General features: G+C 40.8%; 21 protein-coding genes and 1 tRNA gene. 11 read left to right on the top strand and 11 right to left on the bottom strand.

The genetic code is table 11. From position 1 onward, the window contains the following. Positions 1–275: 275 nt before the first annotated feature. The 8 genes from OFN67_RS03505 to pheS all read right to left on the bottom strand — a co-directional run bounded on the left by OFN67_RS03505 (position 276) and on the right by pheS (position 10,784). Positions 276–983 (bottom strand): hypothetical protein, encoded by a 708-nt coding sequence (locus OFN67_RS03505; protein WP_270868424.1) that lies wholly within the window; start codon positions 981–983, stop codon positions 276–278. A 95-nt stretch (positions 984–1,078) separates the two neighbouring features. Then, on the bottom strand, positions 1,079–1,486 hold the full coding sequence (locus OFN67_RS03510) for a type II secretion system protein (RefSeq protein ID WP_443101030.1): 408 nt from the start codon (positions 1,484–1,486) through the stop codon (positions 1,079–1,081). A gap of 459 nt (positions 1,487–1,945) precedes the next feature. Next, positions 1,946–3,523: a phosphoglycerate dehydrogenase gene (gene serA, locus OFN67_RS03515; protein ID WP_270865567.1), complete on the bottom strand. Its 1,578-nt coding sequence runs from the start codon at positions 3,521–3,523 to the stop codon at positions 1,946–1,948. Positions 3,524–3,579: 56 nt separating this feature from the next. Next, positions 3,580–5,241 carry a 30S ribosomal protein S1 gene (locus OFN67_RS03520; protein ID WP_270868426.1) on the bottom strand — a complete coding sequence of 554 codons (1,662 nt, stop codon included), beginning with the start codon at positions 5,239–5,241 and terminating at the stop codon, positions 3,580–3,582. Positions 5,242–5,364: 123 nt separating this feature from the next. After that, positions 5,365–6,198 carry a 4-hydroxy-3-methylbut-2-enyl diphosphate reductase gene (locus OFN67_RS03525; protein ID WP_270865917.1) on the bottom strand — a complete coding sequence of 278 codons (834 nt, stop codon included), beginning with the start codon at positions 6,196–6,198 and terminating at the stop codon, positions 5,365–5,367. After that, positions 6,188–7,465, bottom strand: coding sequence for a 3-phosphoshikimate 1-carboxyvinyltransferase (gene aroA / locus OFN67_RS03530; protein ID WP_270868427.1), 1,278 nt, complete (start codon positions 7,463–7,465; stop codon positions 6,188–6,190). Before aroA ends, OFN67_RS03525 begins: the two co-directional genes overlap by 11 nt. Continuing rightward, complete coding sequence (pheT, locus tag OFN67_RS03535; RefSeq protein ID WP_270868428.1) at positions 7,462–9,792, bottom strand: phenylalanine--tRNA ligase subunit beta; 2,331 nt, start codon at positions 9,790–9,792, stop codon at positions 7,462–7,464. The genes aroA and pheT overlap by 4 nt, the downstream gene beginning before the upstream one ends. Continuing rightward, entirely contained in the window at positions 9,789–10,784 is a 996-nt protein-coding gene (gene pheS / locus OFN67_RS03540) for a phenylalanine--tRNA ligase subunit alpha (RefSeq protein ID WP_270868429.1), read from the bottom strand. The genes pheT and pheS overlap by 4 nt, the downstream gene beginning before the upstream one ends. A 132-nt stretch (positions 10,785–10,916) precedes the next feature. On the opposite strand from pheS, the gene OFN67_RS03545 reads away from it, so the two are divergent. Further along, complete coding sequence (locus tag OFN67_RS03545; RefSeq protein ID WP_270865914.1) at positions 10,917–11,273, top strand: histidine triad nucleotide-binding protein; 357 nt, start codon at positions 10,917–10,919, stop codon at positions 11,271–11,273. Between the two features lie 57 nt (positions 11,274–11,330). On the opposite strand, the gene OFN67_RS03550 is transcribed toward OFN67_RS03545, so the two are convergent. Continuing rightward, positions 11,331–11,771: a Dps family protein gene (locus OFN67_RS03550; RefSeq protein ID WP_270858336.1), complete on the bottom strand. Its 441-nt coding sequence runs from the start codon at positions 11,769–11,771 to the stop codon at positions 11,331–11,333. Positions 11,772–11,925: 154 nt separating this feature from the next. Between OFN67_RS03550 and OFN67_RS03555 the strand changes: the two genes are divergently transcribed. The 9 genes from OFN67_RS03555 (at position 11,926) to upp (ending at position 20,798) form a co-directional block, all read left to right on the top strand. Then, positions 11,926–12,585, top strand: a complete 660-nt coding sequence (locus OFN67_RS03555; protein WP_270865572.1) for a response regulator transcription factor — start codon at positions 11,926–11,928, stop codon at positions 12,583–12,585. Then, positions 12,557–13,900: a hypothetical protein gene (locus tag OFN67_RS03560; RefSeq protein ID WP_270873964.1), complete on the top strand. Its 1,344-nt coding sequence runs from the start codon at positions 12,557–12,559 to the stop codon at positions 13,898–13,900. Before OFN67_RS03555 ends, OFN67_RS03560 begins: the two co-directional genes overlap by 29 nt. Positions 13,901–14,016: 116 nt before the next feature. Further along, on the top strand, positions 14,017–14,538 hold the full coding sequence (locus OFN67_RS03565) for a hypothetical protein (RefSeq protein WP_270865912.1): 522 nt from the start codon (positions 14,017–14,019) through the stop codon (positions 14,536–14,538). Between the two features lie 278 nt (positions 14,539–14,816). Next, positions 14,817–15,434, top strand: a complete 618-nt coding sequence (locus OFN67_RS03570; RefSeq protein ID WP_270868432.1) for a hypothetical protein — start codon at positions 14,817–14,819, stop codon at positions 15,432–15,434. Positions 15,435–15,628: 194 nt separating this feature from the next. Next, positions 15,629–17,059: a type I glutamate--ammonia ligase gene (gene glnA / locus OFN67_RS03575; protein WP_270868433.1), complete on the top strand. Its 1,431-nt coding sequence runs from the start codon at positions 15,629–15,631 to the stop codon at positions 17,057–17,059. Between the two features lie 41 nt (positions 17,060–17,100). Further along, positions 17,101–18,354 (top strand): ComEC/Rec2 family competence protein, encoded by a 1,254-nt coding sequence (locus OFN67_RS03580; protein ID WP_270873965.1) that lies wholly within the window; start codon positions 17,101–17,103, stop codon positions 18,352–18,354. Positions 18,355–18,447: 93 nt separating this feature from the next. Then, entirely contained in the window at positions 18,448–19,704 is a 1,257-nt protein-coding gene (gene larA / locus OFN67_RS03585; protein WP_270868435.1) for a nickel-dependent lactate racemase, read from the top strand. A 296-nt stretch (positions 19,705–20,000) separates the two neighbouring features. Then, positions 20,001–20,092: transfer RNA gene (locus OFN67_RS03590), tRNA-Ser, on the top strand. A 76-nt stretch (positions 20,093–20,168) separates the two neighbouring features. Continuing rightward, the gene (gene upp / locus OFN67_RS03595; RefSeq protein WP_270868537.1) at positions 20,169–20,798 is read left to right on the top strand and encodes a uracil phosphoribosyltransferase; all 630 of its coding nucleotides are present in this window, start codon (positions 20,169–20,171) and stop codon (positions 20,796–20,798) included. A gap of 121 nt (positions 20,799–20,919) precedes the next feature. Here upp and OFN67_RS03600 read toward each other — a convergent pair whose 3' ends face one another. Continuing rightward, positions 20,920–21,663 (bottom strand): hypothetical protein, encoded by a 744-nt coding sequence (locus OFN67_RS03600; RefSeq protein WP_270868436.1) that lies wholly within the window; start codon positions 21,661–21,663, stop codon positions 20,920–20,922. A 159-nt stretch (positions 21,664–21,822) separates the two neighbouring features. Between OFN67_RS03600 and yedE the strand changes: the two genes are divergently transcribed. After that, a complete protein-coding gene (gene yedE, locus OFN67_RS03605; protein ID WP_270868437.1) occupies positions 21,823–22,884 on the top strand; it encodes a YedE family putative selenium transporter in 1,062 nt (353 codons plus the stop codon). Between the two features lie 80 nt (positions 22,885–22,964). On the opposite strand, the gene OFN67_RS03610 is transcribed toward yedE, so the two are convergent. Then, the gene (locus tag OFN67_RS03610; RefSeq protein WP_270868438.1) at positions 22,965–23,792 is read right to left on the bottom strand and encodes a transporter substrate-binding domain-containing protein; all 828 of its coding nucleotides are present in this window, start codon (positions 23,790–23,792) and stop codon (positions 22,965–22,967) included. Positions 23,793–23,967 lie beyond the last annotated feature (175 nt).

Genomic DNA, 23,967 nt, shown 5'->3' on the forward strand with positions numbered 1-23,967 from the left:
AATTACCAAAGCCACTGTGATAATCTGCTTTGTAAATGTCGCGATAGGGGCGCCAACAATGCTAATTTTAAATAAATTTAATGAAAAATATGTAAGCGAATTTCCTGTGTATTTCACAAAAAGATAATCGATTAAAAGCAGTATTATATACGCAAAGCATAAAACGCAAGCCAAGAGCAATGAGGTCTTTGTGCGCAAAAATTTTATTAAAAAGATTGATAGTAAAAATAAGATTATGGAAAAATAAATCAAATCAGCCCTACAACAAATTTAAATCATTTATTAAATACTTTAAGAAGCGATTTGGCAATATCATAAATTTTAGTTAGATTTTCAACTTTGTCTTGGCTTTCAAAGATACAATCCGAAATATAGGCGAAAAGTTTTTTAAATTTTTCTCCTATGCTTGTAGATTTATCTATGATTTCTTGGAATTCTTTTTCATATTTTTCATTTAGTTTTTGGTTTTCTTTTAATCCTTTATATAATTCACCTTTATCGCCAAATTCGTTGAAAATTTCAGACATAAGGATTAAAAATTTTTCTGGATCAACTTTGATAATCTCGTTATTTATACCGTATTCCGCCGGCACATAACCACGACTTTTAAGAGCGTGTTGAAGCTCTCTTTTTTCTATCTCTTTTTCTAAAAAAAATGTTATTTGTTTTTCATTATCACTTAGTGCTTTCCCTTTTTCTAAAAATCTTTTAAAAATATCAAATAAAATTTCTATATGTCTTTCATCGTTTATTTCACCGTATCGCAAAGAAGCGTTAAGTTCTAAATTTTTAACCCTTGTTTCTGATATTTTTAAAAAATTTGATAATTCATAATTAGACGCGTTATCTATATTTTCTTTTATGAAACGAAAAAGTAAAATTTCTATATCGGTTTTGTTAAATTGTCCAAAACCTCGTTCCAGATAAGCTTTAACAAATTTTTCACCTATTATTTTATAAGCACTATTATCTAAAATTATCATTTGATTTATCTTTTAAATTATACAAATAAAAAAGGCTCGGAAGCCGAAGCCTCCGAGCCAAAGTTATCAAAGTATAATCCAATCGGATTATAATCCTACCACTCTACTGCGCTACCACCAGCTTGGTGATGTTTCATCTTTTTATCAGCTGTTAGCATGCCTGATTTGCTTAGTGCATTATTTACGCCAGCTACGATAGCAGTGCTACCACAATCAGCAGCAGGAGATACTGTAACATTACCATCTGTTGTTGTGCCAATCGCAACGCAGCTGTTACCTTTCGCTTGGACATTACCACTTTTTGTAGTATTTGTCATATCATCGATTTTAGCAGCAAAGCCGTTATTATGAGATGTATAATAAGCTGTCAAATCACTAACAGCAGTAGCGACATTTGTAACTACTTTTGAAACCTCAGCATCATCTCTCGTAGCTGCAAGTCTTGGGATAGCAACAGCTGCTAAGATACCTAGAATAACGATAACGAAGATCAACTCGATCATAGTGAAACCTTTTCTCATGGTTTCCTCCTTGTAAATAGATTTCATTTTACATACATATATGTAAAATGCTATGATTTACGAGGGATTTTTTGCGCTTTAAATAGCCTAAATTTGGGAATTTTAAAGCAAAATTTAGTTATTAAAATTTGCACTGAAATTTGGCTGAATTTTAAATTTTAAGCTCCTTTTAAGTGCAAATTTTAGAATTAAATTTGCGTCTAGTTTTGTCATAACGAACAATGATTTAATTGCGTGACAATCTACAAATTTTAAATTTAGTGTCAATATTTTAGCAAAATTTCATATAATTTTAAATTTTTATGAATTAAATGTTTGGAGATTTTTTCCCATAGCAATACAGATTAAAACTAAGAAAATTCTAAATTTTTTATCATATTGCTTTCTTTTGGGGTTATAATAAAATCGTTATTATAACCCCTACATTAAATTTGGCTAAATTTATAGCGATGCGTAGCGCACCATGAGGCAAGTGTCGAGTTTAGCAAGCTTTTCGAGGACTGATTTTTGCACCTGAGAATCGACCAAAATCACGGCTAGTGCGTTGCCGTCCTCGCCTCTGCCTAGGCGGAAGTCAGCGATATTGATATTCTCATCGGCTAAAATCGTGCTTATGTTTTTGATGACGCCAGGGACATCGGTGTTTTTAAAGATTATCATCTTGCCTTTTGGCTTGAAATCAGTTTTAAATCCATTGACATTTACGATGCGACCCTCTTTGCCGTCAAAGACCGTGCCCACGACGCTCGAAGTGTCCTTGTCTGTGATAATCGTAACACCAATCTCATTTTTGTAGATACTGCCCACGCACTCTTTATACTCGGTTTCGATACCCTTCTCATCGGCTAGGAATTTTGCATTGACATAATTTAGCGAATCGCCCAAACTATCGTGTAGTGCGCCCACGATAGCGAAAACTAGCATTGAATTTAGATATTGCGAAATCTCGCCGCTACCCTCGATTTTGATAGATTTTATCGGACCTTTGTTGATTTGGGCGGCTAGATAAGCCATTTTTGATATCAAATCCACATACGCTTCGATTGAGGCTGGTAAGTCCTCGGATTTGATAGGCAAATTTAGCGCATTTGGGTAGCTGATACCGCGTGCTGCGCTGATAGCTTGCTCTGCGGCCTCGACCGCGATATTTCTTTGTGATTCCAAAGTATTCGCGCCAAGGTGCGGAGTGGCGGTTAAATTTTCGATATCTAAGAAATCATGCGAAGTGGCTGGTTCTTTGTCGAAAACATCTATGCCTAGATATGCGATTTTGCCTGATTTTAGGTTTTTTACTAGGGCTGCTTCGTTGTATAATCCACCGCGTGCGCAGTTTATGAGGCGCACGCCGTCTTTCATCTTCGCAATTTGTGGCTCATCGATCATATTGATAGTTTCGCGGTTTTTTGGCGTATGGATTGTGATGAAATCGCACGCTAGGATATCGTCGAAATTCGTAGTATATTTCACGCCTAGTTTCGTGGCCTTTTCTGGATCGATATATGGATCATACGCGATGACGCTCATACCAAAGCCAAGTGCGCGCACACCCACGCGAGAGCCGATATTGCCGAAACCGATAATGCCTAAGCTTTTTTTGTATAGCTCGGTACCATACCATTTTTCGCGTTTCCAAATGCGATTGATTTTCAAATCATTGCACGAATTTACATATTTTCGCGCGGCATTTAGCAGGTGGCACATGGTCATCTCCACGGCGGCGATTGTGTTTGCCGTAGGGACATTCATAAGGATAATTCCACGCTTCGAGCAGCCGTCGATATCGCAGTTATCCACGCCCACGCCAGCGCGCACGATAGCTTTGAGATTAGTTCCTGAATTTAAGAATTTCTCATCTACCGCAGTCGAGCTTCTAGTGATTGCTACATCTGCATCGCCAAGCATGCCGTAAAGCTCGTCTTTTGGGACATCGGTAGCGTCGATTACATGGATATCTGATTCTTTTGAGAGAAGTTCAAAACCTATATTGTGGATTGCGTCGCAAACTATTACAGTTTTCATAAATTTCTCCTATTTTGTATGTGGAGTTGCAAGGCAAAACTGCCTTGCAAGCGGGGTTATTTTAGTTGATCTTTGATAAGATCTCCCAAAGTCATTTTTTCGTCATCGCTATTTACTTCGTTTAAAAGCTCGCGCTCTTTTTGGTGAGCTAGTCTGCGAACACTTAGGCGAATACGATTTTTCTTTTCGTCGATAAATGCAATCGCAGCTTCGATTTCATCGCCGATTTTGATCTCATCTGCGCTCTTATCGCCCAAATCCTCTTTGCGAAGTAGCGCATCTACGCCACCTTCTAACTCTACGAAGATTCCGAAATCTTTGATATCGCGAATTTTACCTTTTACGACATCGCCTTGTTTGTGAGATTTCGCATAATCGCTAATCGGGCTATCGCCTAGCTCTTTGCGATTTAGTGAAATTTTTTGTGTATCGTTGTCGATTTTGATAATTTTGACTTCTAGTTCATCGCCGATTTTGAATAAATTTTTGCATTTTTCGTTTCTATCCCAAGAAGCGTCTTCATTGTGCAAAAGACCCTCTACGCCGTCGATTCTAACAAATGCGCCGAAATTTGTGATTGTTGTGATTGCACCTTTTACCACATCGCCGACTTTGTATTTTGCCAAAAATTCATCAAATGGTTTTGGAAGCAAGTTTTTAAGGCTTACTCTTAGTCTTCTTTCATCTGGGTTGATTTCTACGACTTCTACATCGATTTCTTCGCCCTCGCTGATGAAGTCTTTTGGATTTTTGATATTTTTATCCCATGAAATTTCGCTAATGTGCAAAAATCCCTCGATATCGTTGCCTAAATCAACAAATGCGCCATAAGGCTCGATATTGCTGATTTTTACGCGGATTGTGTCGCCGACTTCTAGGCTGTCTTTGATCTCGTTCCAAGGATCTGGCATTGCAGCTTTGATTGAAAGAGATAGGTGTTTTTTGTCGCTATCGTATTTGACGACTTTGACTGGGACTTTGTCGCCGTCTTTATAAAGCGAGCTAGGATTTACAGGGCCTTTATATGAAATTTCGCTGTAATGAACTAGACCATCTACGCCGCCTACATCGACAAACATACCATAAGTTGTGATTTTCTTGACTGTGCCTTCGATGACACCCTCAGTAGCTACTATTTTTTCGATGATTTCTTTGCTAGCTTTGCGATCCTCATCAAGCAATTTTTTGCGTGAAACCACGATACTTAGCTCATCTTCATTTACTTTTAGAACTTTTACTTTAAAAGTCTTGCCGATAGCGCCATTTGGGTTTTTAAGCGCACTTTGAGAGCGTGGCATAAAAAACTCAACATCATCTTCGCTAACGCAAACATAACCGCCTTTGTTAAAAGAGACGATTTTGACATCATATACATTTTCTGCATTTTCATCGTAAGAATCGATAAACGCTTTAACTTTTTCTTTTTTTATAGCTTTTCTATATGATACGACCGGGCGACCACCTCTACTTCCGATTATCGCGACTTTAATGTCATCACCTACTTTTACACACAAGTTTCCTTGGGCGTCGCTCACTTCGGATACATCCAAAGCTCCTTCTAGCTTTCTACCCACATCTACGAAAATCTCGTTGTCTTTAACAGCGATAACCTTACCTGTGACTACCTCATCGTGTGATTTTTGGTTGTCATACTCTTCTAACAATTTCGCAAAATCTTCATCTGCGTGATTTTGAACTTTCTCGTTCACCTCGGCCATAAAGCTTCCTTTAAATTTATTTACATTTTTAACAAAAATGCTAAAAACTAAATCTTACCTAAATTTTGCTTTTAATCAACTAAATTTTTTTAAATTTTGATATGTTAAATTTGAGATGAAATTTTAAAATTTTGATATTTTTTCGATTTTTTCAACGACTTTTTTGATAATCCAATCAGGCGTGCTAGCCCCAGCCGAAATCCCGCATAAATTTTTGTTTTTAAACCAAATTTGCTCGATTTCGTCTTCGTTTTCGATCAAATAACTATCCTTGCAAAAGCTTTGCGAAATCAAAAAAAGCTGCTTTGTATTTGATGAATTTTTGCCACCCACGATTATCATAATATCGGCTTTTTTGGCTAGCTCGGCGGCTGCTTCTTGGTTTTCTAGCGTTGCGTTGCAAATTGTGTTAAAAATACGCACCTCGCGCGATTTTTGCATTAAATAATCCACGATTTTGACAAAATTTTCGATTTTTTTCGTAGTTTGCGAAACTACCGCAACCTTTGAATTTAGCTTAATCTCGTCCAATTCGCTTGGCTCTAAAACCACAAAAACTCTGCCCTTAGCATAGGATTTCACCCCTTTTACCTCTGGGTGGTTGCTATCGCCAAAAATCACGATATCATACCCCTCATCGCTCATTTTTTCGACGATTTGCTGTGGTTTGGTCACAAAGGGGCAGGTTGCGTCAATGAGCTCTTTATTTTGCTCTCTTAGGCGCGTCAAATCCTCTTTTTGGATACCGTGTGTGCGGATTATGAGCTTTTTTTCATCGCTTACTTCGCTAGCGTCTTTTAGGGTTTTAACGCCAAAATTTTGCCTTAGACGATTGATCTCTTCTGCGTTGTGGATTAGCTCGCCTATCGTCGAGGCTTCGCCTGCGTTTTCTGCGATTTTAATCGCTCTTTTTACCCCGAAGCAAAAGCCGTAGCTTTTGGCCATTTCAATCCTCAACGCTAGCTCCGATTTGTTTTAAAATTTCGCTGAAATTTGGAAAAGATGTCGCGATACATTTGGCATCTTCTATCATCATACCGCATTTAAGCCCCAAAATAGCGAAGCTCATCGCAATTCTGTGATCGCCATGAGGCGTGATGATTGCTGGGCTCATTTCTCCACCGCCTATGATTTCAAAGCCATCTTCTAGCTCGCTAGCTTTCACGCCACACGCCTTTAATCCCTCGACCATGACAGCTATGCGGTCGCACTCTTTGACGCGAAGTTCTTTTGCATTTTTTAGAGTGCTTTTGCCCTGCGCGCAGGCAAACGCCACGGCTAGGGCTGGGGCTTCATCTATCATCCACGGGATATTTTCGCTAACATCTACGGCGTGAAGCGGGGCGTAAGAAATTTCGATATCGCCGATTTCTTCGTAAATTTCATCGGTTTTTTTGTAGCTGATTTTCGCGCCCATTTTCTTTAAAATTTCGTAAGCTTCTATGCGAGTTTTATTTAAAAGCATATTTTTTAGCACGATATGTGAGCCCGGGATTATCGAGGCTGCCACAGCGTAATAAAACGCCGAGCTTGGGTCGTTTGGCACGAAAATTTCAAGCGGTTTAAGTGGCGCGCGTAGTGGCTCTACACGCAGTTCAAGGCCGTTTGTGCTAATATCCGCTCCCATAGCTTTTAGCATTTTTTCGCTATGATCGCGGCTTAGCTCAGGTTCGCTAAATTTGCAACCATTGCTATTAAGGGCGGCTAAAATCATAGCGGTTTTGACCTGAGCAGATGAAATTTTGCTATCAAATTCGAAATATTCAAGCCTGTTTCCCTCGATTGCAATCGGAGCTTTGTTCGCATTATCACGGCCGTAAATTTTCGCCCCTACTTTGCTTAGGGGACCCCCTATTCTGCGCATTGGGCGCTCATTTAGGTATTTATCGCCACTTAGGACAAAAAATCCCTTAACCGAGCTTAAAAGCCCCATAAAAAGGCGAATCGTAGTGCCTGAGTTCCCGCACTCTAATGGCATATTTGGCTCTTTTATCGCGCCTTTTGGCGTGATTTCGACCAAAGCACCCACTCGCTTAACCTCTGCGCCCAGAGCCTCTACGATTTTTAGCGTATTTAGCGTATCCTCAGCTAGCAAAAAATTTGAAATTTTGCTTGTCCTATCCGATAGAAGCGCGAAAATTGCGCTTCTATGAGAGATCGATTTATCTGAGCCGATATTTGAAATTTCGGCATTTAATGGCGATTTTTGAGCGAAAATTCTCATCGTAATTCTAATCCTAAATTTTGATTTAATGCTTGTAAAATTTTATCCATAAAGCCCGCTACTTCGTCATCTTCTAGGGTTTTATTATCGTCTTGGAAACTAAATTTAATTGTCAAACTTGCGCTATCTTTTAGGCTTTCGTCTCTGTATAAATCAGTCGGCAAAAATTCCTTCAAAGCGTCGATTTTAAGGGAGCTTATAACCTCTTTAATCTTCTCAAATCTAAGGTCATTTGGCACCAAAATACTTAAATCGCGCGAAATACTAGGGAATTTCGAATAAGCATTTGCCATGATTCTTTCAAATTTTAGCTTTTCAAAATCAATCTCGCACAAATATGTTTTTTCTAAATCGCGACTTTTTTCCACATCGCCATCTACGCGCCCTATAAAGCCCACAATTTCGCCATTTTGCTCGATTAGGGCTTGTTCAAATTCGCTTAAAAAGCCGATTTTTTGCTCTGGAATTTTCACGCTAAATTTGCCAATCACGCTTTGAATTAATCCCGCAAAGTATAGAAAATCCACAGCCGCAGGTTTCGCGCCGTTTGCGATAGAGCTTTCGTTTTTTAGTCCGCTTGCGACAAATCCCAGTTTTTGCGATTGCACGCCCTCAGCGTCAAAAACCGTGCCAAGCTCGAAAAGTTTGACGCTTTTTTTCGAATTTTTCAAATTTCGCTCAGATGAAGCCAAAAGATGATTTATCAGCGTTGGGCGAAGCGCGTCTAACTCGCTATTGATCGGGTTTAAAATCTCTTTTTTGCACGGCGCAAATCCAAGAGAGGCTAAAATTTTGCTATCGTCAAAGACATAATGCACGCACTCGAAAAATCCCAAAGCAGCCGCTTTTTTGCGCACTTTGCGTGAATTTTGCAAATTTATATAAGTTTCGTTTATGCGTGTTTTTTCCTCGAATTTCATCGGTGCTGAGGCGATATTATCAATGCCTACGATTCGCACGATTTCCTCGCAAATATCGTGTGCATTTAGCACATCGTGCCTAAAATGCGGAACTTTGGCGTTGATGAAATCAGCCTCTATGCTGATATCAAATCCTAGTTTTTTTAGAATTTTTACGATTTGATCGCGCGAAATATCTGCGCCAATCATTTTATTAATCTCTTTGTCGCTAAATCTAATCGTTACAGGCTCATACGCGCTCGAAATTCTTTGCGCGCCAGCATACGGCAAAATCGAAGGATTTTCGCCCAAAATGCGAAATAAAAGATCTGTGCCCACGCCAAGGCTTGGCTCGCTACCACGAGATGAGCGATAAACCTGCTCGTCGCCTTTCAGGCTTTTGTTTTCGTTTATGGCTTTTGCGATGACAAGGGGTTTGGTGTAGTTTGCCTCGATGATTACGATTTTTGCCTCATCGCAGGCTTTGAAATTTTCATCTTGACAAATTCCAGCGATACTTAGCAGTTTTTCACCGCAATACACGCCAAATTCGCCGTTTTGTAGCTGTTTAATGTCAAGTGAAATTTTTTCGCTTCCATTAGCGATTTTTTCGAAATCATACGCCCTTAGCAAAACTCCCGTCGCGTGTGTAACATAAGCTAAATAGTTTTGCACAGCGCAAGAGCCTAGCAAATCGGCAATCGCAAGACGCAAAATGTGTTTGAAGGAAAGGCCGAAATTTTTCTTTGCTTCAAAGGCGCGAAACGAAAATCTCGCGTTGCTTTCGGCGTTTGTATGGACATTTAGAATTCTACCGATTCCCGGGGCATTTTCAGGGTCTTTGAACTCGACTTTTTCTTTCAACGCTAAATTTAACCCAGCACTAAGATCTCGCGCGATACCTAAAATACTAAGGCAATCGCCCCTATTTGCGGTAAGCTCAATCTCGATTATGTCGTCGTTAAAAATTTCATACTCATTTAACGCCTTGCCAGGGATTAGCTCGCCGATACTTTCGTCTAAAATCATAATCCCGTCAAAGGTCTTAGGAAGCCCAAGCTCGGTCGATGAACAAATCATACCAAAGCTCTCTTCACCACGAAGCTTGGCTGGTTTAATCTCCAATCCGCCAGGAAGCTTCGCTCCCACGAGTGCTACTGCTACGAACTGCCCAGCATCGACATTTTTGGCTCCGCACACGATTTGGAGCGTTTTTTCGCCGACATCGACTTCGCAGACATTTAAATGGTCTGAATTTTCGTGGCGTCTTTTGCTTTTAACAAGCCCCACGACGACCAAATTTGGGATATTCATGCGAGTGTGCGCATCGACCTCTAAACCAATCGAATTTAGCGTAAGGGCTAAATTTTCTGATGAGACTTCGCTTAAATCAATCCAATCTTGTAACCAATTTTTCGTTATTATCATTTAAATTGCTCCAATAATCTAATATCGCCTTCAAAAAGTGAGCGCAAATCAGGAATTTTATGAAGTAGCATAGCAAATCTCTCGACCCCAAGCCCAAAGGCATATCCGCTCACATCGCTCCATTTTACCGCTTTAAACACATTTGGATCTACCACGCCACTTCCTAGCACTTCTAGCCAGCCAGTTTGTTTGCAAACACGACAGCCCGATCCGCCACAGAAAATACAGCTAATATCAACCTCTGTGCTAGGCTCGGTGAATGGGAAAAAGCTAGGGCGAAATCGCACCTTTACATCGCCAAACATATAATGCAAAAAATCCTCTAAAATGTATTTTAAATTTGCAAAGCTCACATTTGCGCCCTTTTCGACGACTAAACCCTCTACTTGGTGAAACATCGGCGTATGTGTCAAATCCATATCGCGTCTAAATACCGCACCTGGGGCTATCATACGCACTGGCGGAGTTTTGAATTTCTCCATTGTGCGGATTTGCACGCCGCTAGTGTGTGTGCGCAAAAGCTCGCCTGAATTTAGATAAAATGTATCTTGCATATCGCGCGCTGGGTGGTATTTCGGTAAATTTAGCGCTTCGAAATTGTGAAAATCATCTTCGATTAGCGGACCAGATTCTACGCTGAAATTTTGCGATACAAAATAATCGATTATCTTATCCATAGTCTCCATTACAGGGTGAAGTGCCCCGCTAGCGACATTTTCGTTAAATAGCGTAACATCGATCGCCTCTTTTTTCATCGCCTCTTTTTGCGCGATTGCCTCCAAGGCTGATTTTTTCGCACCAATTAGCTCGGAAAAAATATCTCGCTTTTGGTTTGCCTCTTTTGCAAATTCCTTTTTTTGCTCGGCAGGGACGGACTTTAACTGAGCGAAAAGCTCGGTGATAACGCCCTTTTTGCCAAATAATTCAAGGCGGATTTTTTCGATTTCATCTAAGCTAGTGGCTGCTTCGATTTTGGCTTTGATTTCTTGCAAAATTTATCCTTTTTGTAAAAAAATGAATTTTGCGATTGTAGTTAAAAATTGATAAAAACAAGGTAAAAATTCATAAATTTGAAATTTTTAGCTATAATTCGCCCTGATTTTTTAACCCAAAAAGGATTTATTATGAATATTTTCGAAAGAATTGTTTCAGGCGAAATTCCATGCAACAAAGTCCTAGAAAACGACGATTTTCTGGCATTTCACGACATTAGCCCAAGGGCGCCAATCCACATTTTGGCAATTCCGAAAAAATGCTATGAAAACTTCCAAGTAACCCCGCCAGAGGTCATGGTGGGTCTTAGCAGTTTTATCAAAGAAGTCGCTGTGAAAATGGGGCTAGATAAGACAGGTTACCGCCTAGTGTGCAACTGCGGCGAAAACAGCGGCCAAGAGGTCATGCACCTGCACTTTCATATCCTTGGTGGAACGAAACTTCCGTGGGATAACACAAACGGCGCGAATACGCACGATAAATTCTAAAACTCACAAATTTCACAAGTCGCCGAATTTGGCGACTTTTATTGAGGTTTTCAAAGATTATTTTGCAAGCATTGCATCAAGCATCCAAAGGCGTTTTTCATATCCACCAAGTTTGTCTTGTGCGAAATTTGATGTTACGATATCGCCTGCTTCGTCTGCGATTTCGGCTAGTTTTTTGAACTCTTTTAGCAAATATTCATAGGCTTTTTTCACATTTTTTAGCACCTCTTCTGCGCTATAATCGTCTTTTAGATCGATTGGAGCAGAGGCTAGTTTGATTAGCTCTTCGGCTTTGATTACTGGTTTGCCACCGATTTGCAAGGCTCTTTCAGCTGCGTCATCGAAAAGCACGCCAAACTCATCGTAAGCTTCCTCTGTGTAAGAGTGGATTGGCGCGAATTGAAGACCCTTGATATTCCAGTGATATGCGTGAAATGCGACAAATAGCGCGTGTGCATCTGCTTGGATTTGGTTTAGTTGTTTTGTTACTTTTGACATTTTCATGTCTCCTTTCTTAATTTAAATTCGGCGGTATTATAAACGATAAATTTAAATAAAAAGTATCTAATTAATAAATTTTATTATTTAGAACTCTCAAATTTACAAAATTTACATATAATTAAGGTTTTATATCAAAATTTAAAGAGCAGAAATGGTAAAAGTTTTTTTGATCGAAGATGACGCAGAGTTTGCTGGATTGATAGCCGAATTTTTAGGTTCGCGGGGCATTAGCGTGGAGGCGTGCGAGGATCCGTTTTTGGCGATTAGCACGGATTTGGCGCAGTTTGATTTGGTTTTATTGGACCTGGGGCTTCCTGGCATGGACGGGCTGGAAGTTTGCAAAGAAATCCGCAAAAAAAGCAAAATCCCGGTTATCGTTTCGAGCGCGCGCGCCTCGACCGTCGATAAGGTAAGCGCCCTGCAAATCGGGGCTGATGACTACCTGCCCAAACCATACGATCCAGACGAGCTATACGCGCGCATAATCTCGCTTTTGCGCAGGGCAAATGATTTTAAAGAAGAGAGCGAAAATTTAGCGTTTAGCGTGGATAAAAATCTAGGCGATGTGCTATTTAACGGCATAAATTTAGGGCTTACGCTGGCTGAGTTTGAAGTGCTTGGCGAGCTAGTTCGCAACTTCCCAGCCGCTGTGAGCAAGGAGCAAATTTTGCGCGCCTCGCCCTCGATTGTATCGGCAAATGAGAAAAATTTGGAGATGATAATCAGCAAAATTCGAGCCAAAATCAAACCTCACAGCGAGGCAAATCACATAATCTCGCTTCGTGGCAGAGGGTATCGCCTTGCCAAATAGCGAGCAAAATTTGGCGCAAAATTCGGCGCAGACAGATACGCAAAAGGGTGCAAAAATTTCGGCGCAGTATTCAGCGCAACCTAGTCTGCAAAACAGCGCACAAAAGTCCATTTTCAGGCGCATTTTGATACTTTTTTTGGTAGCGTTTTTGGGGGTAGTTTTTTTGTGGTTTGGCGTGCATAGCTGGAAGGATTATCGCTACAAAGAGACTTTGCGCCTAAATTTACGGCTAAATTTGCAAAGTTTCCAAGAAGAGCTTTTAAACGCTAGCTTGCCAAGCGATGAAATTTTGGCGCAAAACGGCTTTGTTTTAGCCGAAAATTTCGGCACCAAAAACGCCAAAATCATCGAGAGTTTCGGCGATAAAAATAGCGGCTATCAGATCGTAAAATCAGGGCGCGAGGAGCTGTTTTTCATATACACGCCGATTAATTATATGGTTTTGCGCGCCTTGGATAATGACCGAGATTTCGCGGTTTTCGACATTTTTTTCTGCGTTTTGCTAGGTATTTTGGCACTACTTTTTTTCTTTTTAAATAAGGCTTTGGCGCCATTAAATTTGCTTTATTCAAATTTGCTAAATTTAAAAAACGGCGAGTTTAAAATTTTGGAAATCAAAAGCGATTATAAAGAAATTTCTCGTATCCAAAACGCCTATAATAGCGCGATTTTGCGCATAAAACAGCTTCTTGGCACCAGAGAAATGTTTAACAAAATCTTTATGCACGAGATGAAAACGCCCCTTGCCAAGGGCGCATTTTACCTAAAAAACGCTCCCAGCCCGCAAAATCAGGGCAATTTGGCTAGGCTTTTTGCGCAGATAAACGAGCAGTTAGAAAATTTCAGGCTTCTTGAAAGTCTGGTTAGCTCCGAGGCGGTAGAGTGCGAGCAAATGGGCTTTGGCGAGGTTTTTGAGCGCACACGCGAAAAGCTAAATTTGCGCGAAAATGATAAAATTTGCATTGATTTAGCGCGCGATTTTAAAATTTATGGAAGCGCCGAGCTGTGGGAGATATGTCTTAAAAATTTAATCGAAAACGCACTGAATTACTCGCCAAATCACGAGATTAAAATTTACGCCACGCATGGCGCGATAGTTTTCGAAAACAGCGGCGAGCCCTTAGCCAAGGACATTTCTAGCGCGAACGGCGAGCTGGAACTAAACTGGAAATTGGATAAAAGCGTGCGCCATAAAAGTTCGAGCGGGTATGGATTTGGGCTATTTATCATACAAAAAACAGCGATTTTAAACGGCTACAAAATCGCCTATTCGCACGAAAATGGCGTGAATTTTATAAAATTTATAAAAAAGTGAAACAGAATTTGCGTAAATTTGTTAAAAAATTTTTTAAATTTATCGCTATATTGATGGTGATATATTTTTTACCGATAGTTTTGTTATTTTTTAGAGAACCTTTCATTATAAAAGCGATGAAAGATGATTTGATAAATTATGAGTTGTATTACCTAAAAAGTCATTATAACGCTAAACTTAAAGCACTAGATAAAAGCGATGATGAGATAGAAAAGCTAACAAAGGAGTATGATAAGATTTTAGAGAAACAAAGAGATAAATTTTATAAAACTTGTAAAAAGTATGTTAGCTATACGCTTTCGCATTTTGATTCTGTATATTTTTATGTTACTTGTAAATTTGATGATGAAACCAAAAAATTATATTCGGATTTGCAAAAAGTTATTAAAATCAATGATGAATATCGTTTAATTACTAAAAAAGGGGCTCATATAATGTTTTCTAATATGCCTGCAATGTATTCTTATGAAGTGCAACAAAAACATTTAAATCACGATGAAGAAATATCATATATGGAAGTTAGCAAAGATATGCTTTCAAAATCCGTTCAAATACCTGATTATTTTGAGGCAAATGATATTAAGCCAAGAATATTTGTTTATGATGAAAAACAAGAAATTTACTTTAAAATCAAATAAAGGAAACGAATTGCAAACTGCGAATTTAAAATTTTAGTAGTTAGGTGTCGGCTCGCAATGACAGCAAATTTAGCGCAAGGAATTTTATGCTCGTAGATTGCCACGAAACGGCTTGCGCCGTTTCTCGCAATGACAATAGCGAGCATATCGGCGCAGTATTTCAAAACTCCAAATTTATCGTAAATTTCTGCCAAAGTTAGCTTCGGTTAGCAACGCGTGGGTTTTGGGGTTAGTTTGCGCGCGTATAATCACGCCAACTTTAAAGTAAAGGAGAAAAAATGAAAAAGTTAGTTCTATCATTAGCGTGCGCTGTTTTGGCAACTGGGGCTTTCGCACAAGATCCGCAAGGCGGACAAACTCCGCTTCCATGCGCAAACGCCCAGCATAAATGCGCTCCAAATTTAATGCCAAAAATGGGCGGATTTAAGGGCGGCTTCCACGAGGATTTCAAAGGTGGTGCAATGCCGTGCGCTGGCGATATGAAAAACTGCCAAGCAAAGGGAGCGAAATTTGGCCAAGGTATGAAAAAATTCCACAAAATGGGGCACAATGACCGCTACACAGGCGCGATTATGCGCGAGCTTCCACGCCTTGATCTAAGCGATGAGCAATGGGCGAAGGTGCGCAGAATAATGTTTGAGGCAAACGAAGCGCGAATCGCCAAAAAATCAGAGCCACGCGAGAATTTGCTAGAAGATATCGCTAATTTTGACAAAGCAAAATTTATCGAAAATAATAGCAAAAAATTTACCGAGCAAATCACCGCCGAAGCTGGTGTCATCGAGGCTTTGCTTGGTGTGCTAAGCAGCGAGCAAAAGTCAAATTTGGCTAAAAATTTAAAAGAGCGCAAGGAAAAAAGAGAGGCGCAAAAAGAGCTTAAAAAAGATAAAAAATAAGCCTTCCTAAAATAATTTCATACTCCCCTAACCCTGCGAATTTCGCGGGGTTTTTTAAATTTATCACTAAATTTAGCACCAAATTTTCAAAACTGCGCAAATTTCAAAATTTAACTCACACAAAAATATTTCGCTTCGTATTTTAAGTAACAAAAGGGTAGAATTACAAAATTTAGAATTTTTAAGGAGAAGAAATGGGAAAATTTGTGAATAATGTCGATGAATTTTTCAAATTTTGCGAAGAAAACGAAGTTAAATTTGTCGATTTCCGCTTTACGGATATGAAGGGATTTTGGCACTCTATCAGCTACAATATCAAAATCGTCGAACCAGATCAGTTCAAAAATGGTATCCCAATGGACGCTAGCTCGATGGACGGCTGGCAACCAATCGATAAAAGCGATATGCTAATGATGCCAGATGTGGAGACTGCATTTTTAGATCCATTTACAGCTGATCCTACGGCTGTGGTTTTTAGCGATATTTTCGATATTTACAAGGGCGAACTTTACGAAAAATGCCCTCGCTCAATCGCCAAAAAGGCTATGAAATACCTAAAAGATAGTGGGCTTGGCGACGAGGCGTATTTCGGGGCTGAAAATGAATTTTTTATCTTTGATAATGTCAAAATCGTCGATAGCACAAACTGCGCTATGTATGAGATAGACACCGAAGAGGGCGAGTGGAACGACGATACGAACTTCTCATCAGGATACAATAGCGGCCACCGCCCACGCAAAAAAGGCGGATATTTGATGACTCAGCCAATCGATACAGCCACTGATTTAAGAGCTGAGATGATGCAGGTTTTGGAGCAAGTGGGCTTAGATGTCATGCTAGGACACCACGAAGTAGCCCAAGGCCAAAACGAAATCGGCGTGAAATTTGGCAATCTAGTCGAAATGGCTGACAATGTGCAAAAACTCAAATATGTCATCAAAATGGTAGCCCAACTAAACGGCAAAACCGCAACTTTCATGCCAAAACCGCTTTATGGCGATAATGGCAACGGAATGCATGTGCATCAATCAATATGGAAAAACGGCAAAAACCTATTTTACGGCGAGGGAAATTACGCGAATTTAAGCGATTTCGCACGCTGGTATATCGGCGGAGTGCTAGCTCACGCAAGAAGCGTCGCAGCCTTTACAAACGCCAGCACAAACAGCTACAAACGCCTAATCCCGGGCTTTGAGGCTCCGTCGATTTTGACATATTCTAGCCAAAACCGCTCAGCTTCTGTGCGAATTCCTTATGGCGCAGGCGAAAAGAGCGTGCGGGCTGAATTTCGCTTCCCAGATAGCACTTCAAATCCATATTTAGCCTTCGCTGCAATGCTAATGGCAGGACTTGATGGCGTGAAAAACAAAATCGAGCCAGCAGGGCCAATGGACGAAAATCTATTTAAACTCACCCTTGATGAGATTCGCGAGCGCGGTATCGAGCAGTTCCCGCACACGCTTCGTGGCTCGCTAGAAGCGCTGATTCGCGATAGAGCGTATCTCAAAGATATCATGAGCGACGATTTTATCCAAGCTTATCAACACATGAAATTTAAAACCCAAGTTTGGCCATACGAAGCACGCCCTACTCCGTATGAGTTTAAGATGAATTTTTCGTGCTAAGGGCGCGTGGGCGAAAGTGATTTCGCCCAAATTTCAAAATTTTGAAACTCAAACTCTTTTATAACAAAAAAGAATTTTGCCTATTTTCGCTTTTTATCGTTTTGATTTTTGCGCTAAATTTGGCGTTTAAATACCACGAATTTTGCGAATTTAAATCAAATTCTCGCATATTTTTACAAAGCCAAATTTTAAATTCCTACGACAAAACAAACGCCAAAGGCCGCACATACACCGTGCTAAAACTAAAATCAGGGAATTTTACGATTTATACCACGACCAAAACCGGGCGCAAATTCCCACGATTCGCGCGCCTAAGCGTGGGTATCATCACGCAAAATTTGAGTTTTTTGGATTTTGTGAAGGCTAGATTTTATGCGCCAAATTTTAAAATTTCCGCCCCGTTTTACGAAAACTCGCCCAAAACCAAAGCCATAAATTTTATTCGTTCTCAGCACGCAAACCCCCTTATAGCCGATCTTTACAGCGCGCTGTATTTCGCCACGCCCATGCCTTATGATTTGCGCCAAAACATCACGCACTGGGGGATTGCGCATATTGTTTCGATTAGCGGGTTTCATTTGGGGATTATTTTTTCGTCGTTTTTTCTGATTTTTGCGCCGATTTATCGCATTTTGCAAAGGCGATTTTTCCCATGGCGAAATCTCAAATTTGACCTCAGCGTTACGGCGATTTTGCTGATGATTGGCTATCTTTTTGTGCTGGATTTCACGCCTAGTTTTTTGCGTTCGCTGGCAATGTGCGTGGTGGGATTTTTCCTTTTGTGGCGCAATTTCGAGCTTTTAAATTTCGCCAATTTATTCCTTAGCATTGCCCTTTTACTAGCCGTTTTTCCGCATCTAGCTTTTAGCGTGGGGTTTTATTTTTCCTCCCTTGGTGTGCTTTATATTTTTTTGTATTCGCACCATTTTTGGGGCAAATTTGGCACTCTCGCAAATTTGGCGCTTTTTAATCTTTATGTCTGGTTTGCGATGAATATCGCGGTGTATTTTTTCTTTCCGCTGGCTTCATTTCAGCAACTTAGCGTGATTATCATCGGATATATTTTTGTGATTTTTTACCCTCTTAGCGTGATTTTGCACCTGTGCGGATTGGGCGGGGTTTTTGATGAGGCTTTGATTAGTTTTTTAAATTTCACGCTTCCAAGCTTTGAAGCGCAAATTCCACTATGGCTTTTTGTGCTTGCAAATTTATGTGCTCTTGGCGCTATTCGCTCTAAAACCTGCGCCTTGATATGCCCTATTTTAGGAATTTTGCCGATATTTTTTGTAACTTAAATTTTAGAATTTATTTTGGAATTTAAGCAAAATATACACCTCATCGCTGTATAATAAAAAGTTAAATTTTCATTTCATTTTAAGGGGTAAATTATGTTAAAGATTCCTTATGGCAACACCTTTATCGACTTTGACGAGGGGGACGCAAATGTTTTGCGCTCTAAAATCGACGAGCTTAAAGCCGAGGGTAGCGGCCTAGAAATCGTCAAAAAAGCTATGGCAAACCCAATCGATAGCCCGCGATTGTGCGAGCTTGCCAAAGGCAAGAAAAACTGCGTCATCATCATCTCAGACCACACCCGCCCAGTGCCAAGCAAGGATATTTTGCCAAATATGTTTGCCGAGCTAAAAGAGGGAAATCCCGATATCGAAATCACGCTTTTAGTTTCCACTGGATTTCACCGCCCTACCACAGAGGCCGAGCTTCGCGCCAAACTAGGCGATGAAATTTACGAAAGCTCAAAAATCGTGGTGCATGATTGCTTCGATCCAGACTCAAACACACAAATCGGCATTTTGCCATCGGGTGCGCCCCTCGTCATCGACAAAGTAGCCGTAGAGACCGAGCTTTTGGTATCAGAGGGCTTCATCGAACCGCACTTTTTCGCTGGATTTAGCGGCGGCAGAAAGAGCGTTTTGCCCGGCGTTTGCGACAAAGTAACCGTGCTAGGAAATCACTGCTCGAAATTCATAGATAGCGAATTTGCCCGCACTGGCGTGCTAGATGGCAACCCATTGCACACAGATATGCTAGCAGCGGCGAAATTTGCCAAACTCGCCTACATCGTAAATGTCGTAATCGACGAGGATAAAAAAACGGTCGCAGCGTTTGCGGGAAATTATGTTACAGCGCACAGAGCAGGTTGCGACTTTTTGCTAAGTTACGCCAAAGTCGAGCCAAAAATGGCAGACATCGTCATCACATCAAACGGCGGCGCACCACTTGATCAAAATTTATACCAATGCGTCAAATCAATGACCGCGGCTGAGGCTACCTGTAACCCTGGTGGTGTCATCATCGAGTGCTCATACTGCGCCGACGGACACGGTGGCGAGGGATTTTATCGCTCGCTTAAAGATTGCGAAAGCGCGCAAGCCTTTTACGATCAATGTATGGCAACCCCACAAGAAAAAACAATCCCAGATCAATGGGAGAGCCAAATTCTCGCGCGCGTTTTGATCAAACACACAGTCATCATGGTAACACGCCCTGAGATTAAAACCATGGTCGAAGATATGAAAATGAAATATGCCGCTAGCCTTGAAGAAGCCCTAGAAATGGCGCATGCGCTAGGCAAAAAGAGCCTAACTGTGATTCCAAACGGAATTTCCGTAATCGTAAAAAAATAAATTTTACTCGGGGGCTTCGCGCCCCCTGATTTTTGCTTTTTTAAAATTTAATCTCCAAAATTTATCAAATTTGTCAAAATTTGTCATTGCGAGCATAGCGAAGCAATCCAGTAAAATTTTCAGCACACTTCAACTTAAATTTTACTTCCAATTTGTCATTGTAAGAATTTTGAGTAAGCAAAATTCTCGGCGCAGTATTCCCCAACCCTGCCACAAAACAACCAAAATTTCAAAATTTAGCGAAATTTTAAGCGTTATATTAGTTTTATTCGATATAATGCGATTTCTTATTACTTGGACAGGTGGGTGAGCTGGCCGAAACCACACCCCTGCTAAGGGTGCAGCTTCTAACCGGGGCTCGAGGGTTCGAATCCCTCCCTGTCCGCCACCAATCAAAATCCCAAAATCTACCCTTTCATTACTAATTTTCTGTATAATAGGCAAATTTTATGAAAGGTGAAATCATGAAAAATATCAAACAAATCTCACACCCCCTAATCGAGCACAAACTCTCAATCCTGCGAGACAAAAAGACAGATCCGTTTCAGTTTAGAATGCTAATCGACGAGATTAGCTACCTAATGCTTTTTGAAGCAAGCAACGATTTGCGCCTAAAAGACGCGCCGATTACGACGCCTGTGGCGAAAATGACAGCAAAAAGATTAGACGAAAAGATTATGATATGCCCTATTTTGCGCGCTGCGCTTGGTATGCTGGACGCTGTCTTTAAGCTAATTCCAGATGCGAGCGTCGGATTTTTGGGCTTTCAGCGAAATGAAGAGAGTTTGCAAGCTGAGTTTTTCTACGCAAAACTCCCGGCCGACTACAAAGAGCGCACCGCAATCATCATAGATCCGATGTTTGCCACCGGTGGCACGGCGATTGACGCGGTGAAATTCCTCAAAGAAAAAGGCGTGAAAAAGATCAAATTTATCTCTATCATCGCAGCACCTGAGGGACTGAAAAAATTCAGCGAAATCTACCCAGATGTGCCTGTATATACCGCCGCAATCGACGAGAAACTAAACGAAAACGGCTACATCGTCCCAGGTCTAGGAGACGCTGGCGATAGGGTGTTTAATACGATGAAATAGGCAAATTTGGGCATTTTATGACGCTTAAATTTGATTTATGGCGCGCTGGTTTGGTGCTGGTGCGCCAAAATTTTAAAATTCGCATAAATTTGGCGGGTTATTTGCGATACTGCGCCGAAATTTAAAAATTCGGGCAGTTACTCGGACTTGCGTGTGTGCTAAATAAAAATGTGCCGTTTTGTAAGTAATGATCATATTTTGCCGACATGCCTAGTTTCAAAAATATTTTCATATTTAAATCAGTGCAATAAACATTTGTTAGCGTCTCTTGCATTTCGTTTTTTAACTCATTAATAATATTGCTATTTATATCGCTATCTTCGATATCGACTATTATGCGATAAATGTAAGTACCATTAACGCAACTCGCATTTACTAAGCGCCTCCCATCTCCTAAATCTAGCGGTATTTGGGCGTTAAGGCTATTTATTTCTTCTAAGGCATATGTTTTATCACAACTATTACTTAACTTGGTAAAATTTGGACATTTTTTTGGATCCATTTTAGTAGCATAGATTAAATCACCCTTGTCAGACCTTATATCGTATTCAATCAAAAGCCCCAAATCAGCATAAATCTCATTTCTATCATCTGCGCAAATACCCTGATTTACCATTACATCAAATTTTTGTTTATCGGATTGACGAATTTTATCACCACGAAGCATGTGCATATTTACTATCATAGTGTTATTTTTGCATTTGCTTTTGCCAAAATAAAAACCTTGCTGTTTGGCTTTTGAATTATTGCTTAAATTTATGCTATCTACTCTATCTACCCACTCTTTCATATATTGTTCATCGCAAATATCTTGCCCGAAAGCAAACCCACATACCAAGACCATAAAAATCAATGCTCTACACATAAAATCCCTTAATAGCAGTAATTCTCTCCATTTGCATGGTTTTAAATTATACCCTTATGTTTCAAACTAATCAAATTTTTTCAATCAACTCTAATCAAATTTCGCTACAATTCGCCCCGAAAAAAGCAGGTCTGCTTAACTTATCCAAAAGGCAATTTAATGCCAAAATCAACCATACTTTTTATCATTTCAGGTGCCCTTCTTGGCCTTGGCGGAGCCGCGCTCGTGCATTATGGCAACCCCGCGAATATGGGCGTTTGCGCCGCTTGTTTCTTGCGCGATACAGCTGGTGCGCTCGGCTTTCATAGAGCGGCCGTGGTGCAATACATACGCCCAGAAATCATCGGCCTTATCATCGGCGGTTTTATTGCCTCGCTAATTAGTGGCGAGTATCGCACACTCTCGGCCTCATCGCCATTTACGAGATTTATCTTAGGGATTTTTGCGATGATTGGCTGCTTGGTGTTTTTGGGCTGTCCATGGAGAGCGTTTTTGCGCCTAGGCGGAGGCGATATGAGCGCGATAGCTGGCGTAGTGGGGCTATTTGCCGGGGTGGCTTGTGGCAGGTTTTTTAAGGCTAGCGGATACGAAACGGAGCGCGAAAACGAGCTTTCAAAACCGCTTGGCGCCATGCCACTAATCATTGGAATTTTGCTTTTGCTAGCACTCATTAGCGGTGTAAAATTCGGCGAAAACGGCGCGATTTTTAGCTCGACTTCGGGCCCTGGTTCGCAACATGCGCCGATTTTTATCTCCCTAATCGTAGCCATCATCATCGGCGCGGCTATGCAAAGAAGCAAATTTTGCTCCGTTGGCGCACTTTCGCGCACTTTTAACGGCGATTTTTCTATGTTTTGGGGCATAGTGGCGGTAATCGCGAGTGCCTCAATCGCAAATTTGGCGTTTGGGCAGTATAAATTCGGCTTCGAAGCTCAACCAATCGCGCATAACGAATTTATCTGGAATTTCGCCGGCATGGCATTGGCGGGGCTGTGCTTTTCGCTGTGCGAAGGCTGTCCTGGCAAACACCTAGTCCAGGCTGGAAGCGGAAACCTAAACTCTGCGATTTTCATCGCTGGCATGGCGTGTGGCGGGGCTATCGCACATAATTTCTCGCTAGCTAGCTCGGCTAAGGGGATTAGCGAATTCGCGCCGTATGCAGTGGCTCTTGGCTTTGCATTTTGTGCGTATTTTGGAATTTTTAGTAGGCAAAAAGCCTAAATTTGAAATTTGGCGCGATCTAACACTCGCGCCAAATTTTTAAGAAGTTAAAATTTTAATCAATGCGAATTTCGCGGTGATTACATATTTAAAAATTGGCTGTATAAATCATCTAACAAAAAGTAGTGTTTAGGGACATTGCCGTTATAAAATGGCCCGATTGTCTCATCGTATTTTTTATCGAAATACCCTGCTTGTGAGAGCTCAAAAATCTTTTGATCGACCAATTGTAGCATATCTCTGTTGCCCTTTTGGGTGACGACGCAGTCGAAAAATGTCTCGCCGATTTTTGGGATTGATACTTCGAAATTTAGATCTAGCACCGGCACAGAGGCGACTGAGACGATATTGTGCATATACGCGTCAGCCTCGCCACGATTGACCTTGTCGTAGCAGTCTTTGTTGTTTTGGCATGGCACTGGGGTGATATTAGGGTTTTTGCGCACCCAGACATCTGAGTTGCTCTCGCCGATGACGGCTATTCTTTTGCCCTCTAAATCCTCGATTGATTTGATACCAGCTGATCTTTTCGAAACGGTCGAGAGATTGATAGAAAAATACGGCACCGAAAAATCAACCACTTTGGCGCGTTTTTCGTTTCTAGTGTATGCTGCGATTAGCAAATCGACCTTGTTGTCTTTGACATAATCCAGGCGCTCTTTTTGAGGCACGCCTACGAACTCTATCCTGCCCTCATCGCCTAAAATAGCCTTTGCGATCTCTTTTGCGAAGTCGATCTCAAAGCCCACAAATGAGCCATCACTTTGCAATACGCTAAATGGTGCCATATGCTCGCTCACGCCGATTCTTAAAACCTTGCTAGATTTGATTTGATCTAGCGTGTTTGCGCTGGCTACGCTAGCACCCAAGCAAGCTACGCCCGCCAATGAACAAAGAAATTTTTTCATGATTTCCCCTTTTAAAAATACTCTTCATTATACCCCCCCCCCCCCTTAATTTTGCTTAAATTTGAGCAAAATTTGAATAAAAATTTAGTATTTTTGTATAAATTATCAGATTAGGATATTTTTGATAAATTTGGATAAAATTTGTAGAATTTTAAAAAGGGGCGTAAATTTAAAA

It is taken from the genome of Campylobacter sp. JMF_11 EL3, assembly GCF_027736965.1.
In the GTDB taxonomy this organism is placed as follows: domain Bacteria; phylum Campylobacterota; class Campylobacteria; order Campylobacterales; family Campylobacteraceae; genus Campylobacter_B.